The organism is Hymenobacter defluvii (assembly GCF_017589435.1).
GTDB classification, from domain to species: Bacteria; Bacteroidota; Bacteroidia; order Cytophagales; family Hymenobacteraceae; genus Hymenobacter; species Hymenobacter profundi.
Genome location: NZ_JAGETX010000010.1, coordinates 50,586 through 66,212, shown reverse-complemented (window position 1 = coordinate 66,212; position 15,627 = coordinate 50,586). Strand labels below are relative to the sequence as shown.

Below are 15,627 nucleotides of genomic sequence, written 5' to 3'. Positions count from 1 at the left end.
AGTTCGGGCAACTACTTTCTTTGCAATGCCTTATAGGGTGTTTCTAAGCTTACCAGATCTAGCTGAGCAACAGATAGTGAAACCTGATACGTTGCACACGCTAGATTTGACCGCACCCCAGGCAACCGACCGGCCAGAAACCTATTACAATTAAATAAGCATATGCTCACCATGGTCCTTCAACTCCTGCTCCCCTCCGGTAATGAGACGTTGGAGGACTGGATATTAACAGTTATATGGTGGATTCCTCAGGTAATATGGATAGCCATAGCCACCGCGTTGCTTGTCGGGGTGATGCGCGGCTTGCGCCGCTATTGGATCCGCTGGGTGTTCATGTGGGTGCCCTATGCAATGCTTGGCGGGGCAGTGTATCAGGCATTGGGTTCTGCTTACTGGAATTATAAGCTTGATAATCCATTTACCCTAATTGCACATAATTCGCTTCTTCGCGCATACTGGGCTCCTACTTTCCTGGCAGTACCTTTTCTACTTGTGCTGCATGTCATCCTGTTCAGAAAGCAGGCGCAGCGTGAGGCACCAATCCGCAACTAATACGATTCTGGGTAGAATGACTAGGCGAATTGTTGTCCCATAAGTAAAGGTGGCTGTTGCAAAAGTCTCTGTAGTGGATTCAACTAGCAGATCTGGTGCCTAGGAGAGCTTAAAAGGTAGCTTAGCGCCTCCGTTTTCACTAGGTGAAGGCTCGGTTCTTGTCGTCTTAAACTATAGGTTGCGTTTTGCAACAGCCACCGGACTTATCGGATACGTCAAATCAACACTTATTCAACCAATCTTGATCACTCATTGGTGCAAGCTGTTATTCCTGAGTACTGGTCTGTTGTGCTGCACTAGCTGCCAAGACGGCCAACAGATCTCTGTTAAGAAGCTGTTTTATCCCGACGGAAAGCTCAAAGTGGCCGCCACGCTACAAGGCCAGCAATTACATGGTCGGACTACTCGGTATTATCCTTCTGGCGCCATCGAATCTATCGCGGAATGGTCAAAGGGCAAGCGTACTGGCCTGACGCGTTTTTATTATCCGAATGGCCGCCTACGAGACAGCAGCCTGTTCACCCATGATACTCTCACTGGTGCGTGGCGTTATTACCGCAATGGGATCCTGCAAGAAGTGCAACAACACGCGAAGGACCGACCCTTTGTGTGCACGGTGCTCTTCGATTCCACGGGCAAACGGACGGAAAGCCATACCTACGATCTGCATGGTGAGCACCTCTACATGCAGACGTATGATTCGGAGGGCCACGCGGACGCTGGCCACTTGAGTCCTATACTGGAAGTGAGGGATACGATTGCTTGGGGAGAGAAATACCAAGGGTCGATTCGCTTTGGCTACTCCTTGACCAATAAGGCGACCCTGCTGGTTGGCCGGCGATTAGGCTTGGATAGGAAAGCGGCTGATCGCTATCCCTTGCTGGATACTGTTCTGGTGGTACCACAGAGTCCAGACGGCCGGTTTTACTTTGCCTACCTGCCCACTCGTAGTGGGATCAACACCTTCGCCTACAAGTTTCTTCAGCCGGGTAGTCCCTGGGATGCCCTCCCAAAAGATTCATTATCCGTTGATCAACTCTCTAGTTCGCACCGCTTCTTGGTGCGCAAACCGATACACGAGTAGTACTGACAATCTGTAGATGGAGCGAAATAGAACTTTGGAAGAAATTAGCTAGGTAAACGATCAACCTGCATTCTTAGAAAAGTTGCTTTACATAAGATTGCTTCTCGGACCCGTCTTGGAATAAAAGCATTTAATTTCTACCGCCACCACTGGCCGTTCTTGGTACTTTTGCAAGAAATCAGATTTCAATCTGGATGCTTACAAAACGTATCTCCGCGGGCTATTTCGTAAACTTTAAATCGTAGCCGGGTTTCTTACCCCCTACCTCTCTGGCAGCTAGTTGGGTACTTATTACTAGACACTATGAGACTTATAATCTGTTCGCTTTCTGTGATTGTGCTCAGTGGTATCAGTGGTATGGGCCTGACGTGGCGAATAAGTCCCGTGCGCCACGTGCTCATCGGCAAGTACCGCTACGACATTACCCTTAAAACATCATATGCGCATGACGACGATGCTGATAACACCTACTTTATGGTCACACGCACCAATTCTGGTGCAAAACAGCCGTGTAGTGGTTTTTTAAAAAGCATTACCCGTCAGGGAGAAATTCAGATAACAGGAGCATACGCCATCAACGGTCCTTACTTGCTGTTTAAAAAGCGGAATCATGGTCCACGAGGAGTTGTAGAGTGGGGAGGTAAACAGTGGGTGATTCCTGATTCGACGGTAACCACGTTTTCGCCAGACCACAACGGCCAATTAAAATCGGTTGACCATCGGGAATACATTAATGGAGAAAGCAGAAAGGTGGTTTTTTAGTGCTTTTGCTTCTGCTTCAATTGATCTAGAAAGGCGGTGGTTTAAATCAGGTAATCCTCTCTACATTCTGTAAACGCCCCTGTACAACATATAAGTTGGTCTATAACATTTAGTAAAGGGATGTGGCTGTTGCAGAACTCGGCCCGACACTTTCACGGGAGGTCGGTGCGGGTCAAATCGAGCTAAGAAGTCCACCAAATGCACCATTTACCATTGCTTAGCCGGGGCTTAGTGCGGCTGCCGCGCTTATTTACGGGTTCTGCAACAGCCACGTCCGTTTTATGAGGGGGGGGTCGAACGCACCTGTTGGGTCAGAAAGTACCGGTGTTCTACTAATGATTCAGAACCTACTTCCTGAGCTGCTGGGGCACCCCACAGGGTAGCTTTTAGCACTCATCAGAGAGGGCTTCAGAAAGGTGCACCTTTCTGGCCGCTTGTACTTAGGTTTACTTTGCGCTAGCGCTTGCAACCTCCTCATTACCCACATGAATCGGATTGACCGGCTTTTTGGCCTCGTAACCTTATTGCAAGCCCGTCGGTACACACCGGCTGAGCACATCGCCACGCATTTCGGCATTAGTGTACGCACGGTGTACCGCGATATTAGCGCGTTGGGCGAGCAGGGCATTCCCGTGAGCTTTGAGACAGGGCGAGGCTATTTTCTCGTGCAAGGCTACTTTCTGCCCCCGATTAACTTCACCGCCGACGAGGCCCACGCGCTGCTGCTGCTGGAAGCGTTGGGCACAACCCTCACGGACCACTCCGTACAGCCGCACATGGCAGCGGCTCTACACAAAGTACGCGCTGTCCTGCGCGGACCAGCGCAAGCGCCCTTAGACCATCTGGCTACGGGCATCCGACTGAGTGTGCCCGAGTACCAGGAACGACACCTCGCCTACCTAGCGCCTGTGCAGCTAGCCCTAGCGAATCGCCGGGTGCTGGCGCTAGACTACTGTGATAAGCAAGGTCGCAGCACCCAGCGTCACGTAGAGCCCATCGGGCTGGTGTTCTACAACTTTACTTGGCAACTGGTGGGCTGGTGCCAACTGCGCCAAGCATACCGCGAGTTTCGGCTAGCGCGGGTGCAGCACCTAGCGGTAACGGAGCGGCCGTTTACCAACCAAGCGCCCCTCTCGCTGGCCGACTACCTAGCTAGCCTCAACCTGCCCCCTGCGGCGTAATTTTTTTACACCTTGCCAAAACGGACTGCCATAGGGTTGTCAGTGGGGCCGGCGTGCTTTGCGGCCACAACCATTTTTCTATTTTCGCATGAACTTCACGTCCGTTCGCCTCATTACCGCCGACTTCGAGCGCCTGGCCAGCTTTTACGAAACCGTGAGCGGCCAGCAGCTAGTCCGCGCCACGCCTAGCTTTGGCGAGTTACGCACGCTGGGGGGCACCCTGGCTATCGGCGACACGAGCACCCTGGCCCCCTTTGGCGGCGGACTGGTGGCGAGCCCCGCCGCTAACCGCACGGCTATCATCGAGTTTCGGGTAGCCGACGTGGATGCCGACTACGGGCGCCTGGCCACGTATTTGGGCGACGCGCTCGTGCAGGCTCCGACCACCATGCCCTGGGGCAACCGCTCGTTGCTTTTCCGTGACCCCGATGGCAACCTGGTTAACTTTTTCATGCCCCTCACCCCTGCGGCCCTTGAAAAGTTTGCCCATCAGCCAGCGTAGCCCTGTAAACGTGGGTGGTGTGGAATAGCTCCTGGCGAGCCCTGCTACCCCACATTGACTAGCGTAAAGCGGCGTTACCGGCAAAGGCAGCAATAAAATAAAGCACAGACCGTCTGCTAAATTAGCCTTAGCAGACGGTCTGTGCTTTATCCCTTCACATAATTCTTCTTATAAGGGAGACCTTGGGAATAGCATATTTATGCTTAGCAGATACTGGTATATAAAAACAGTATTTCTTCGTTATTCGCGAGCCTACTTGCTTTCTTGGTGCCGATGCGTCCTTTCTTCTGTGTTCTGCTAGTGTTCTGTTCTGCTTGCGGGTCAAACGACTTTCGGCTATGCCCCACTACGCATACGGATCCTACCAAGCAGCTGTACAATGACGTGGTCATTGAATTGATCGAACAGCGCTTACATGATGCGTTTCTACCGCGGGAAGACCGGCAGGTAATCTGGCAACACTTTGCTACTATCGATCATCTGGAGCCCACCGCTACCGATTCACTGTGGTACCAGGCGCAAAAAGTCCACTTCCAGCATCAGCTCTATCAGGATACCGCCCGCTTTCAGACCTTCTATCTGCGTACCACAGACGCTTATAAAACGCAGTTAGCCGATTTGCCGACCCAATTTACTTCCTTACAAGCTGGACCGAAAGTATTAGCACGTTTGGCGGCACTGATCACGGCGCTGGCGCCGCAGTCGCCGCAAGCAGCGTTAGATAGTCTCAACACGATCCAGCGGCATATGCAGGCGCAGGAGTTCCAGCTTTGCACAGCTAAGCTGCTACCGTCGCCTGCTGCTCAGCAGGCCCATGAGGCAGCGGGGACGGTCACCCTCTCTTCCATAGTGTTCAATGCTCACCAAGACCAGGCGCTGCTCGCCTATGGCTGGCAGTGTGGAGCGCGTTGTGGGTTTGGGGAGGTGTTGTGGATAGAAAAAGTAAATGGTCGCTGGCACATCAAGCAGGCGGAAGGACTTTGGATCGCCTAAACCGTTGCTAGGCAATTCAAGAGAAGTACCTAGGCATACCTATTGACGCCAATTGACGCCAAGCAGTATTGTTAAGTTTATAACGTTTAGTACACGCAGGATTGTCAGGTGTTATAAGGCATAGCAAGGAAGCGTAATACCTGATAACCCTGCGTTTGTAAAACGTTACAGTTCGATCTGACTGGTCACCCCGCTACAGCATGTGGTGTGATCACGCAAGAAGAGCAAGCTCCCCTTCTCGCTTACTTCTTCGTCGTAACCAGGACCGCCCCATGCCGCGCACGCGGACCATAGGAGGCCAGTGCGAGACTATCTTTGATGATGCTGATTGCCTGAATCTGCGCTGGGGCGATGGTCAGCAGGTGCTCGCGGGTAACGGGTGTTCCGTCCAGCAGGTAGAAGGCAAGATTGTTCGAGGGAGCGAACGTTCTGCCACCATCGGCTTTTTTGCCCTGCAGGTACTGGTAAGGGAGCTTCGTCGATAAGGAGGGCACCCCTTGGGCATTACTGGCAATCGTCACTCCCCCCACGAGGAGAGCGGTGAGCAGCGAGCGGCGTAGCGTCAGCGTAGGCATAGCAGGAAAAATGGGAGTGGAAGAAAGACACTTCTCTTACGGAGTTTTGGTTAAGATAGCTCAAACACACTGCAACCTTCCTCCCAGGTGCAGCTAGCAATAGAGAGCGAAGAAGCCCCAAGAGTGGCATCTCTAGTAGTACACTCCAAAGTAGCCTGCTGACAATTGCAAACAAGTGAACCAGAAACCACTACTTTTTCAAGACTCGTCCGAGAAGCAATGTTATGTAAATCAACTTTTCTGCGATGCTGCTGCGCTAAATTCAAAAGTGCAATCAAAGAAAATATACAAAATCACTACGATTCATAATCTAAGTTGTCTGGCTCCATCCGTTGCGTGACAAAGGCATTCCAATTCTCGAACAAATCAGTTCGTGGGTATGTACTATCGCCTCGGCTGGTCCAGACTAAATGAACAACGGCAAAGTGCTGGTCAGGTAATTGGTACAGCACATCATCTGTACCACTGTTTTTACCGATTGGTAAGGCCGGAATTCCATAAAGCGGATGTAGAGGCGTTAGTTCTTGCTGAAGTTGATGTCGAAACGTACTTTTTGACCCTTCCGGTAAGGCAGTCCAAGGCTCTAACCATGAATAGACCATTGTATTCTTGTGTCTGATAAGTCCGCTTATAAAAAGTATGGCAGGGTAACTACAAGCATTTACAGAATACGCTGCCCATCCAGTACTGTACAACCAAGTACTACATCCGGTAGGCGAGTGCGCGAAACCACGTTTGCAATAGCATGTGGCAATTCCTGCAACAAGAGCGCTTGGTGGGGAGAAGCAACTAAATGATAGTGCTGGTCTAGGCGCGTTGCCGCCGTTTTATCGAAGGCAAATAGTCCCCGTTGGGCAGAGCTTGCGAAGCTTTCCGTGTACCTTCTCCAATCCGTTACGCCTGCTACTAGCTGTTCAAGCGTTGGGTTGAGGTGTACGAGTACAGACCGTATCGGTAAGGCGCGGAAGTAGGCCTGCACTTGTGCTAGCGCTTCGTGGGAAGCCGCTACTGACGGTGGCAGCACCCCTCCAGCAGAGGTAAAGTGAACCAGATGGCCCTGGGGGTCTACCCCATACCAATCATAATCCGTTATCTCTTGGTCAATCTCGCGTATCTGCATGTTGAAGGGGTATTCTCTAATAATACTAGTCATGACAATCTCTCCAATATTCGACCGTATTTTGAAGACGATTTTCAGCTGCTTTACATAAGCGGACTTCTAGGACAAGTAAGTAGCTGCTACATTCTCCAAGCTTTTATTTTAATAAGCAGGGTCATTCGGTCCAAGTGATGGCAGCAGGCTTGGAGCAAACAGTTGCAACAAGAGGATTGTGGCGGCGAAGGAAAAGCCTGCTAATTCTAGGAGTTTGGCCCCATACAGGGTCCACCAGGAATCCACTTCGGCTCGGCCTGGGTTGGCAGGGTCATATAGGATCGGAAAGACACGCGGGATCTTGTCGGAAGGAGTATAGCGCAGGATAGCAACTAAAGAATAGGACTGCCCGGCAACCACATACTTGATCTGAGGATTGTACAGCGACTCCTGTGCATCGAATAGCGGTAGCGCCACTACATAGCCCGTGGTTCGGAGCCCGTTACGCTGGAGTTGATACCGCTTTCGCAGTAAGACACAGCTCTTATACAGATAGAGTAGGTATACGAAGAGGAGAAAGAGCGCTGCAGCGTAGCGCGACCAAGGCTCGAACAAAGGCTATGTAGGTAAATAGGAAGTCATTCTTGAACCGAACTGCAAGCAGGTTCGACGGGAGAAGAGTAGCAAGAATGATGCAGGTAAAATGATACGAAAGGTATATTTGTCTAAAGAGGGCAAGGCACTTGATTTCACAAAATAGTTGCTTATCATAATATTTAGTTATACGCGACGTCACGGAATCGTGGTAGTTTTGAGCTTATTTAACTACTAGATTCAGGTTGGTACTTTGCCAAGAAAGAAGCGTGAGAAGGGTTATCATCTTGCCATTAAATGAAAATAAAAAACTGGGTAGTAGATAGCCCACCAAAGCAGAAAGAGGTAGTTCTTCGAGCTATGTATCCACTCTCTGCCTCGGCGCTAGCAGTCAAGAGGGCTGTATATGTTGGCCTTGTGTTGCTAGTGATCGCTCGTCCTACAAAGATTGAAAACTGGCTGGATCAGTATACCAACTCGTGGCCCGCTGTAGTTCTGTTCTTAGGCGTATTGTTGCTGTTAGTGGCTGTCCTGCTGAATTACAATTACTTGTTCTCCCACAAAACAGTCCTTCAAATTGGCGCCTCCCTCTACTGGGAGGACCAGCAGAGAACCCAATGGACTGTTCCAGTAAAGGACGTGAAAGCGTTGGCTATTCAACACAGCGAGAAAAGCAAGGAGGTAGTACTTGACCTGCGTAGCCCGCAAGTCAGTACGCGACTTGTACTCTGTGAGCACTGGCCATTCTATACCCTCACGCGTCGAGGGTACCGGGACACGATGCGAAAAGTGCAGGAGGCCTTTCAATACTATCCCGTATGGCAAGAAAAGGCTACTATTCACGAGGTGCTTTACATCAATCAGTCCTCCACTATGCTCTAGGCAACGTTTCGCAGCATATGAACTGGCCTATAACCTTTATTAAAGGGACATCAGCAAACGTTAAGCGATTAGGAGTTTCCCTTCCTAAAGACCTATTTACACGCTAGGTCCTCTAGGAATAGGCTTACTGTTAACCTCTGCTACAATTATGTTGACCCTGTTGCTGTCTGAAACTACAGCGTTGAGCATGTTCTTCTCCTTGCTGCTGGTCTTGTTCGCCTTGATTCTAGTGGTTGCTACCGTATTCCTCTCTCGGCCAACCGCATCTGCTACAGCGAAGGTGGTGGCCTTTGGTCTAGCCATCGTGCCAATTTGGCTCGGCAGTGGACTCAACGACGATTTTGCCTATATGGCGTATGCTTGGCTAGTGCCCTTTTCATCTTACTTACCTCTAGCAGGTGTGCTTATAAATCTGGTGCGTAGTATTCCGAAAACATAAGTAGGCCGACGAGGCCCATAATATTTAGTAAAGGGGCTATTGTCAGATGTTATAAACGCTTTACGCTATTGCTGACTGGTTCCCTTATAAGAAAGCGTACTTTCCTAGTTCCATAGCGTAGAACTTTCATAAGACGAAGTCAGATGCTGCTATCAGAATTAGAGCTCTCACGATTGCTTGTTGCTTATGGAGAGGACGTTCGGCTCGTTATCCAGCTGTTCCAGGAGCGACTTGCGGCGACATCCCCTGTGTATGCCTGGCGGAGCGGACGACTAGACCGAACAGGCTTCTTAGATACAGAACAGACCATGGAGTATGCGCTGCATGGTGCTGGCTGCACGGTTGAATTCAACGCGCGAAAGCTCGTGTCTTTTGACTGGGATGAAACGGGTAACTACTCTTTTGATGCGTGGAAATTCAAGCTCTATACGGACAGTATCGGTGTGAACTGTGATGTACTAGAGGACCAGTATGTAAGAACATTGGCCCAGAGCTACTTCTATTGCCGATAAACTGCTCAGTTGATTGTATAGACTATAGCTCTTGCATAAACATCTGCTTCATAGGCTGGTCACATTTTTTAAACCAGTCGTCAAGAGGCGTGACAAACTGTTTATTCTATTACTACCGTCGCTTTGCCCAGCCGCATGATCGGGCGTCATCCGGCGTGTCTGGTGCTCTGCTTGCCTTCGCTTATGGAATACAGTCCGGCCTATCGAACCGCGTTCGGGGCACTCGCCCACCGTATGCGTTTTACGCACCTGCCCACGCCGGCAGTCGCGCTCACGCGTTGGCAAGAGACGCTCGACACATTACAGGCGAATGCGTTTTATGATCCCAGTGAGTTAGTGGCGGCACTCGAGCAAGTCCGAGAACCGATTGCTACTTTCTTGGTGGCGGAGGACTTGCTCGCTTTACCGGAGCACGCCTTCTTTGTAGAGCAAATAGCGGCGCTCGATGCCGCGTTTAGAGACCTCACGGTAGACTATCCTGCGCAATCAGGCCCGCGCCGTGACTTTCGCTGGTGGTGCGATCGAGTCCCGAAGCGGTGGGTGAATGAGCACGGAGAATATAGCTGACCGATGAGGTGGTCCCGTCGGGCTGGACAGTGTAGGCAAGTTTGTTGGGAAACGTAAGCAGGAGTTGGGCGCCCGACGGGTGCGGTAGGAGCCTGCTCCGCCCTGTGAACAGATGCGAGAATATAAGTTATGATAATGTTTACTTATCATAACTTATATTTACAGAGCAAAACGAGCGCATTTTTACCCGTTTCACTCCTATAATAATAGGTGCAAAAACTGGTGGTCTGCTTCGCGCTCCCTTCACCTTGCCTGATCCGCTCTCAAAATCTTGTCCATGCCCGAAGATCTGTCTCTCGTTCCGTCGTCCAATGCCAACCAAACGGTCAGTGCCCAGTTGGCCCGAGCCTCGGCCAAGGTGGCGGGCTTTCTGGAAGCCGGCCTGCAGGGCGCGGCCAACACCGAGCGCGCCTACACCTCGGACCTGAAAAGCTACGTGGGCTTTTGTGAGCGACACGGCCTGCAAGCCGTGCCCGCCGACGTGGACACCTTGACCGAGTACGTGGCCTACCTGGCTACCGAGAAGCCAGTCCCGGAACCCGGCGCCGGGGGCGGTGGGGAGAAAAAGAAACAGAAGGGCCAGCAGCCGCTCACCCGGCCCCACGCGCTGGCCACCATCCAGCGCCATCTGGCCGCCATCCGCAAAGCCCACCAGCTCGCGGGCTACCGGCTGCCCGCCACGCTCGATGCCTTGAACGTGGTGATGGACGGCATTGCCCGCACCCTGGGCAAGCGCCAGGATCAGGCGCCAGCGTTCACCGTCGAGGAGCTCAAGCTGGCCATTCGCCGCATCGATCTGGAAACATCGGCCGGTATCCGCGACCGGGCCCTGCTGCTGCTGGGCTTCGCGGGGGCTTTTCGCCGCTCGGAGTTGGTGAACCTGAACATTGAGCAGCTGGAGTTCACCGAGCGGGCCTTGCTCGTGTACCTGGCCAAAAGCAAAACTAACCAGTACGGCGCCGTCGAAGACAAAGCCATTTTCTACGCGCCCACGATGGACTACTGCCCCGTACGCTGCTTGCGGGCCTGGCTCAACTTGCTGGGTCGTACCACCGGGCCGCTGTTCGTGAAGATTCCCCGTGCTACGCCGGGGCAGATGGCTGTCCCCTCCCAGAAGCGGCTCTCGGACATTTCCATCAACAAGCTGGTGCAAAAGCGGCTGGGGCCGGGCTACTCGGCCCACTCGCTGCGCGTGTCCTTTGTCACCGTAGCCGTGCTCAACGGGCAATCGCACAAGGCCATAAAGAACCAGACCAAGCAAAAGACCGATGCCATGATTGAGCGCTACACCCAGCTCAACAACGTCGTATCCTATAATGCCGCCCAAAGCTTAGGGTTGTAAAATTTGTGGCTAAACAAACGGGGGTGAGGGGTTCCCATACAATCGGTCGTCCTCTACCCATGGGTCCACAGACGACGGGTGGATTGGCCGCCGACTAAAAGCATACAGCTATCCTAGGCTACGCGGGAGTTAGGAGAGCATCAAGTGGCACCTCTGGCACGGCAGCGCCGAACGGGCCCTGGAAAAGATACTGGACTTGGACGACCTGCTGGTCACGCACCAGGACGACCCGCTGGTAGCCAAGAAATACGGCAAGTGCAAGCCGTTGGCCCGGCTACTGGCGGATTTTCACACCTACGTGGAGCAGAACAGCGGCTTCATCGTAGACTACTCGGAGCGCCAGCGCTACGGCGAACGGGTGTCCACGGGCTTTGTGGAGTCGGCGGTCAATCAGGTACTGGCCAAGCGAATGGTGAAGCGGCAGCAGATGCAGTGGACCAAAAAAGGGGCGCACCTGCTCGTGCAGGCCCGCACCAAGGTGCTCAACCAGGAATGGGAAGATTGCTTTCGCCAACAGTACCCCGGCTTCCGGCCCCTGCCGGCGGAGCCCCTACCGATGGCCGCTTAATCTCACTGCCCCACACTTTTTGATGCTCTCCACGCCTTGCCCCCGGGCGGCAGCGGCCACGTAAATGCTGAATTCGGCCACCCCACCATACACGCAGCGGCTCGATACGGGCGAAAGCGCCGCCCAGCCCAGCACCAGGCCAGCATCGTCGGCCGCAACCAGGCGGCTGTGCAGCAGATGCGCCCGGTCCCAGGTTTCCCAGGCGGGAGCTTGCGTTTCGAATGTGGCGTGGCCGGTGGCAATGCCCTGCTCATAGATGGCCCGCACTTCGGGCCAGTGCGCGGCCGTTAGAGGGTGCAGCTTCATGGAAAAGAGGGAGAAGTAAAGAATACCTGCGGGGAAATGCACCGCCACCCTGGCGGGTACCAGACTGCGCCGACCGGCCGCTTTAGCAGCACCCGCCGCCCGGCGTGCAGCCGGCTACCGGTAGCTGAGGCAGGGCGAATGCTTGGTCTGAAACGCCGCAGGCATCCTGGGCCAGGCAGGCCGTTTGCTTGGCCGTCAGCACGAAATCGGTGCCGTCGAACATCAGGCCGAACTTGCCGATGGTGGCCTGCTGGTACTCCACTTCAATGTCCAAGTCTTCGCGGCCGAGGATTTTTGCCGACACATGCAGGATGTGCAAAAATTTCTGCGGAGCCAGCCGATGGTCGTAGTCGCCGGCCTCCCAGAGCTGGAAGTTGGCCACGGTTTCGCGGCGCTCTACGCCGCCACAGTCGATGAAGTGCTTGCTGACCAGGCCCACTTCCGTGACGTGGAAATGGGCCGGCAGGTACTCGCCCGTAGGCAGGCGAAAATTCACGGCGGCCAGTCCGGTCAGGCACTGCTTCATTTCGGAGATTTTCATGGGCAACAGCTTGGAGGTGGAACAAAGAATCAGCAGGCGCAGGCATCGTCGGGGCCGCAGGTCGGGCCGCTCGTAGCGCTGCCGAAAAAGGCGGCAAACTGCTGCTGCACCTGCCGCAGCAGCTCCGTATTGAGGCAGTAGCAGACCGTAAGGCCCTCAATCTCGCCGCGTATCAAATCCAGTGCCTTCAGCTCCTGCAGGTGCTGCGAGACGGTGGTGCGGGATAGGGGCAACTCGGCGGCAATATCGCCGGAAATGCAGACCTGCTTGCTGGCCAGAAACTGGATGATGGCCACGCGGGCCGGGTGGGCCAGGGCTTTGGCTACGCGAGCGAGTTGCTGTTGCTCCTCGGTGAAAGCGGCGGTTTTGGCGTAGGTCACGGGGGGCACTATGAAGTATGTCGCAAATATACGACACGCTATGACGCAAGTTTACGACATAGCTGAGAAAAATCTTCTTTATCCGCTTCCCACACCTGCAGGACGGTCTTTTTCGGGTTGATAAAATGGCGTTTCGCCCCTGTGCGGCAGTTTTCGGCTAGTAGATGATGCGCAGGCCGGCGCCCCAGCCGTAGTCGCTGTCGTAGCTGCCCGCCAAGGCCACGTACTTGCCCAGGATGTAATAGGGAATGATGGTGTATTCGCGGTCGGAGTTGACCATCAAATCGGTGCGCAGGCGACGGGTGAGGGGTAGGCCCTGGCGCTCCAATTGCAGGCGCAGCTTGCCGCCGGTGTCGAGGCGTAAATCGGACCATACCAGCAGGGGCAGAAAGTAGCGCACGCCCACGCAGGCCACCCGGCGAAAGTCCTTGGAGTTCTGCAGGCGGCCCTGCTCGTCGCGCTTCTGCACATCGGGGGCCAGGTAGGGCGAGTTGTCGCGGAAGTCGGCCCCGGCGTACACGGCCACGAACTGCTTGGGGCCGAGGTAGCGCTGCAGGTGGGTTTCGGACTCGTAGTCGCCGTGCCAGTCGAAGCGGGCTTCCTGGCGCAGCAGCCAGTACGAGTTGCGGACACCGCCCTGCAAAAACGTGCCCTGGCTCTGCCCGCTGGCCTCGGCGAAGGGAAAGAGCTTACGGTCCTGCCACACAAAGCGGGCAAGCAGCTTCGGGTTGTCGGTGCGCACCGAGTCGCCCGCGTAGTGCACGATGCGGGCCATGCCGGAGTCGAGGTGATAGAGCAGGTGGCAGTGAAAAAACCAGTCCTTGTACTCATTGGCCTCGAACTCCAGCGTTACCAAATCCATTGGGGCTACGCTGAGGGTGTTCTTAAGGGGCGAGTAGTCGCCTTGCCCGTTGACGACCCGGAAGTAGTGCCCGTGCAGGTGCATGGGGTGGCTCATCATGGTGGTGTTGTGCAGCACGAAGCGCACCGTTTCGCCGCGCTTGATGGCAATCTTGTCGGCGTTGGAGAGCACCACGTTGTTGAGGCTCCACACGTAGCGGAACATGTTGCCCGTCAGGTAGAGGTGAATGGTGCGCACCGGCCGGTCGGCCGGGATGGTCGTCGGCTGCGGGGCCTTGAGCATGGTGTAGTCGAGCAGGGTTTCCTGTGGATAGGCGGCTTGCAGCTGCCGGTGGCCCGTCACGAAGGTGCCGAGCGGGGCCGCTTTCATACTGCCTTTCTTATCATTCCTATTCATACCGGCCATCGGCTGCGGCGGGCTGCCCATGTCCATACCACCGGGCTTGCCCATGCCGCCCATATCCATGTTGTTTTTCTGGCCTTGGTTCATATGCATGCCGGGGCCGGGCGGGGGCGGAGCCTGGCCGGCTGATACCACGGCCGGCGCGGGAATGCCGGCCGGGGCGCGGCCCATCTTCATGCCGGGCATCTGGCGCATCATGTTGTTCATCTCCTGCACCAGCTGGTAGTAGTTGATGCGCGGCAGCGTGGGAGCCGGGTGCTGCTCGCCGGTGCCCAGCCACAGGCTGGTGTGCTGGGCCATGTCCCAGGAGGTGTCGCGCAGCTCATACTGCCCGGCAGCAGGCGGGGTCACTTCCACGTCGTAGGTTTCGGCCGTGCCGATGAGCAGCTTGTCTACCTCCACGGGCTGCACGTCTACGCCGTCGGCGGCCACCACGCGCAGCTTGCCACCCCCGAACTGCACCCAGAAATAGCTGGCCGATGAGCCGTTGATGACGCGCAGGCGCACCGGCTGGCCCGGCCGGGCGGTGGACAGCTGCTGGCTGGGCTGGCCGTTTACCAGGTCGTGCTGGTAGTACACGTCGGCCAGGTCCATCTCCGGCATTCGCTTCCATTCCTGCCGCAGCTTGGTGCCCAGAAAGCCCTGCGCCACGGCCCCGCCGTAGCTCTGCACCGAGCCGCGCTTGATGGCGTACCAGTCGGTTTCGCGCTTCAAGGAGCGCAGCACCTCCCAGGGCCGCTCCCTGGTCCAGTCCGAGAGCAGCACCACCTGGTCGGGGGTAGGCAGGGGCCGGGGCGGGTACACCACAAGGGCCCCGTACTGGCCCAGCTGCTCGTTGAGGCGGGTGTGCGAGTGGTACCAGAGCGTGCCGTGCTGCACCAGCGGAAATTTATACTGCAAGGTCTGGCCCGGCTCGATGGGCATGGTCGTGAGCAGGGGCACCCCGTCGTACTTATTCGGCAGCAGCATGCCATGCCAGTGAAACGAAATACTCTTGTGGGTGGCGTTATGCACGAAAATCAGCGCCGTGTCGCCCTCGGTGAAGGTGAGCGTGGGGGCCGGCAGCTGCCCGTTTGTGACCAGCGCCCGGTTGCGCACCCCGCCGATGGTGAGCGTCGTGTCGCTCACGCGCAGGGTGTAGCGCACCAGGTGGCGGTCGGGGCGGGCCGCCGCGCCGGCCGGGTCGCTGTAGAGCGGGGCGTAGGCGGCGGGCGCGGCCTGCTGGGCCGGGGCGGTCAGGGCGGCGCTAAGCACCAGGGCCAGCAAGAGCCCAAGCTGGCGCAGGTAATGATGGGGCGTAGAAACAGGCATACGAAGACGAACGGGTGATACAAAGGCTATACCCCGGCAGTCAGCTGCGGTTTTGCAGAATGGCCGGGAGCCGCTGGCATAATTTCTACCGGGCCGGCTGGCAGTACCAGGGCAGTTGCCGCCCGAAGCTCCGGTGAGAATCTGAGCAACTGTTGAGGGGTGCTTGAAGTCAGCGTCAT

Annotated in this window: 17 protein-coding genes; 11 read left to right on the top strand and 6 right to left on the bottom strand. The window is 55.2% G+C overall.

What is annotated here, in order from left to right:
• Window positions 1-162 precede the first annotated feature (162 nt).
• The 6 genes from J4D97_RS16385 (at window position 163) to J4D97_RS16360 (ending at window position 5,074) form a co-directional block, all read left to right on the top strand.
• Window positions 163-552 carry a hypothetical protein gene (locus J4D97_RS16385; protein ID WP_208308507.1) on the top strand — a complete coding sequence of 130 codons (390 nt, stop codon included), beginning with the start codon at window positions 163-165 and terminating at the stop codon, window positions 550-552.
• A 241-nt stretch (window positions 553-793) separates the two neighbouring features.
• On the top strand, window positions 794-1,636 hold the full coding sequence (locus J4D97_RS16380; RefSeq protein WP_208308506.1) for a toxin-antitoxin system YwqK family antitoxin: 843 nt from the start codon (window positions 794-796) through the stop codon (window positions 1,634-1,636).
• 303 nt (window positions 1,637-1,939) lie between these two features.
• Window positions 1,940-2,398, top strand: a complete 459-nt coding sequence (locus J4D97_RS16375; protein ID WP_208308505.1) for a hypothetical protein — start codon at window positions 1,940-1,942, stop codon at window positions 2,396-2,398.
• A gap of 485 nt (window positions 2,399-2,883) precedes the next feature.
• On the top strand, window positions 2,884-3,579 hold the full coding sequence (locus J4D97_RS16370) for a helix-turn-helix transcriptional regulator (RefSeq protein ID WP_208308504.1): 696 nt from the start codon (window positions 2,884-2,886) through the stop codon (window positions 3,577-3,579).
• Window positions 3,580-3,667: 88 nt separating this feature from the next.
• The gene (locus J4D97_RS16365) at window positions 3,668-4,081 is read left to right on the top strand and encodes a VOC family protein (RefSeq protein ID WP_208308503.1); all 414 of its coding nucleotides are present in this window, start codon (window positions 3,668-3,670) and stop codon (window positions 4,079-4,081) included.
• 273 nt (window positions 4,082-4,354) lie between these two features.
• Entirely contained in the window at window positions 4,355-5,074 is a 720-nt protein-coding gene (locus J4D97_RS16360; RefSeq protein WP_208308502.1) for a hypothetical protein, read from the top strand.
• A 242-nt stretch (window positions 5,075-5,316) separates the two neighbouring features.
• Here the strand turns inward: J4D97_RS16360 and J4D97_RS16355 are convergent, their stop codons facing one another.
• Together J4D97_RS16355 and J4D97_RS16350 are read right to left on the bottom strand one after the other, a co-directional pair.
• Complete coding sequence (locus J4D97_RS16355; protein WP_208308501.1) at window positions 5,317-5,649, bottom strand: hypothetical protein; 333 nt, start codon at window positions 5,647-5,649, stop codon at window positions 5,317-5,319.
• A gap of 1,261 nt (window positions 5,650-6,910) precedes the next feature.
• Entirely contained in the window at window positions 6,911-7,357 is a 447-nt protein-coding gene (locus J4D97_RS16350; RefSeq protein WP_208308500.1) for a DUF3592 domain-containing protein, read from the bottom strand.
• A 1,009-nt stretch (window positions 7,358-8,366) separates the two neighbouring features.
• Between J4D97_RS16350 and J4D97_RS16345 the strand changes: the two genes are divergently transcribed.
• The 5 genes from J4D97_RS16345 to J4D97_RS24000 all read left to right on the top strand — a co-directional run bounded on the left by J4D97_RS16345 (window position 8,367) and on the right by J4D97_RS24000 (window position 11,646).
• Entirely contained in the window at window positions 8,367-8,657 is a 291-nt protein-coding gene (locus J4D97_RS16345) for a hypothetical protein (protein ID WP_208308499.1), read from the top strand.
• A gap of 143 nt (window positions 8,658-8,800) precedes the next feature.
• Entirely contained in the window at window positions 8,801-9,169 is a 369-nt protein-coding gene (locus J4D97_RS24005) for a DUF6896 domain-containing protein (protein WP_432207215.1), read from the top strand.
• A 183-nt stretch (window positions 9,170-9,352) separates the two neighbouring features.
• Window positions 9,353-9,736 carry a hypothetical protein gene (locus J4D97_RS16340; protein ID WP_208308498.1) on the top strand — a complete coding sequence of 128 codons (384 nt, stop codon included), beginning with the start codon at window positions 9,353-9,355 and terminating at the stop codon, window positions 9,734-9,736.
• A gap of 277 nt (window positions 9,737-10,013) precedes the next feature.
• The gene (locus tag J4D97_RS16335) at window positions 10,014-11,078 is read left to right on the top strand and encodes a tyrosine-type recombinase/integrase (RefSeq protein WP_208308497.1); all 1,065 of its coding nucleotides are present in this window, start codon (window positions 10,014-10,016) and stop codon (window positions 11,076-11,078) included.
• A gap of 196 nt (window positions 11,079-11,274) precedes the next feature.
• Entirely contained in the window at window positions 11,275-11,646 is a 372-nt protein-coding gene (locus J4D97_RS24000; RefSeq protein ID WP_208308496.1) for a hypothetical protein, read from the top strand.
• Here J4D97_RS24000 and J4D97_RS16325 read toward each other — a convergent pair.
• The 4 genes from J4D97_RS16325 to J4D97_RS16310 form a co-directional block, all read right to left on the bottom strand.
• Window positions 11,629-11,952: a GNAT family N-acetyltransferase gene (locus J4D97_RS16325; protein ID WP_208308495.1), complete on the bottom strand. Its 324-nt coding sequence runs from the start codon at window positions 11,950-11,952 to the stop codon at window positions 11,629-11,631. The two genes, J4D97_RS24000 and J4D97_RS16325, sit on opposite strands and share 18 nt — an antisense overlap.
• Before the next feature lie 82 nt (window positions 11,953-12,034).
• Entirely contained in the window at window positions 12,035-12,493 is a 459-nt protein-coding gene (locus tag J4D97_RS16320) for a DUF6428 family protein (RefSeq protein ID WP_208308494.1), read from the bottom strand.
• Window positions 12,494-12,522: 29 nt separating this feature from the next.
• Complete coding sequence (locus J4D97_RS16315) at window positions 12,523-12,873, bottom strand: ArsR/SmtB family transcription factor (RefSeq protein ID WP_208308493.1); 351 nt, start codon at window positions 12,871-12,873, stop codon at window positions 12,523-12,525.
• Between the two features lie 157 nt (window positions 12,874-13,030).
• A complete protein-coding gene (locus tag J4D97_RS16310) occupies window positions 13,031-15,448 on the bottom strand; it encodes a multicopper oxidase family protein (RefSeq protein WP_208308492.1) in 2,418 nt (805 codons plus the stop codon).
• Window positions 15,449-15,627: the final 179 nt, after the last annotated feature.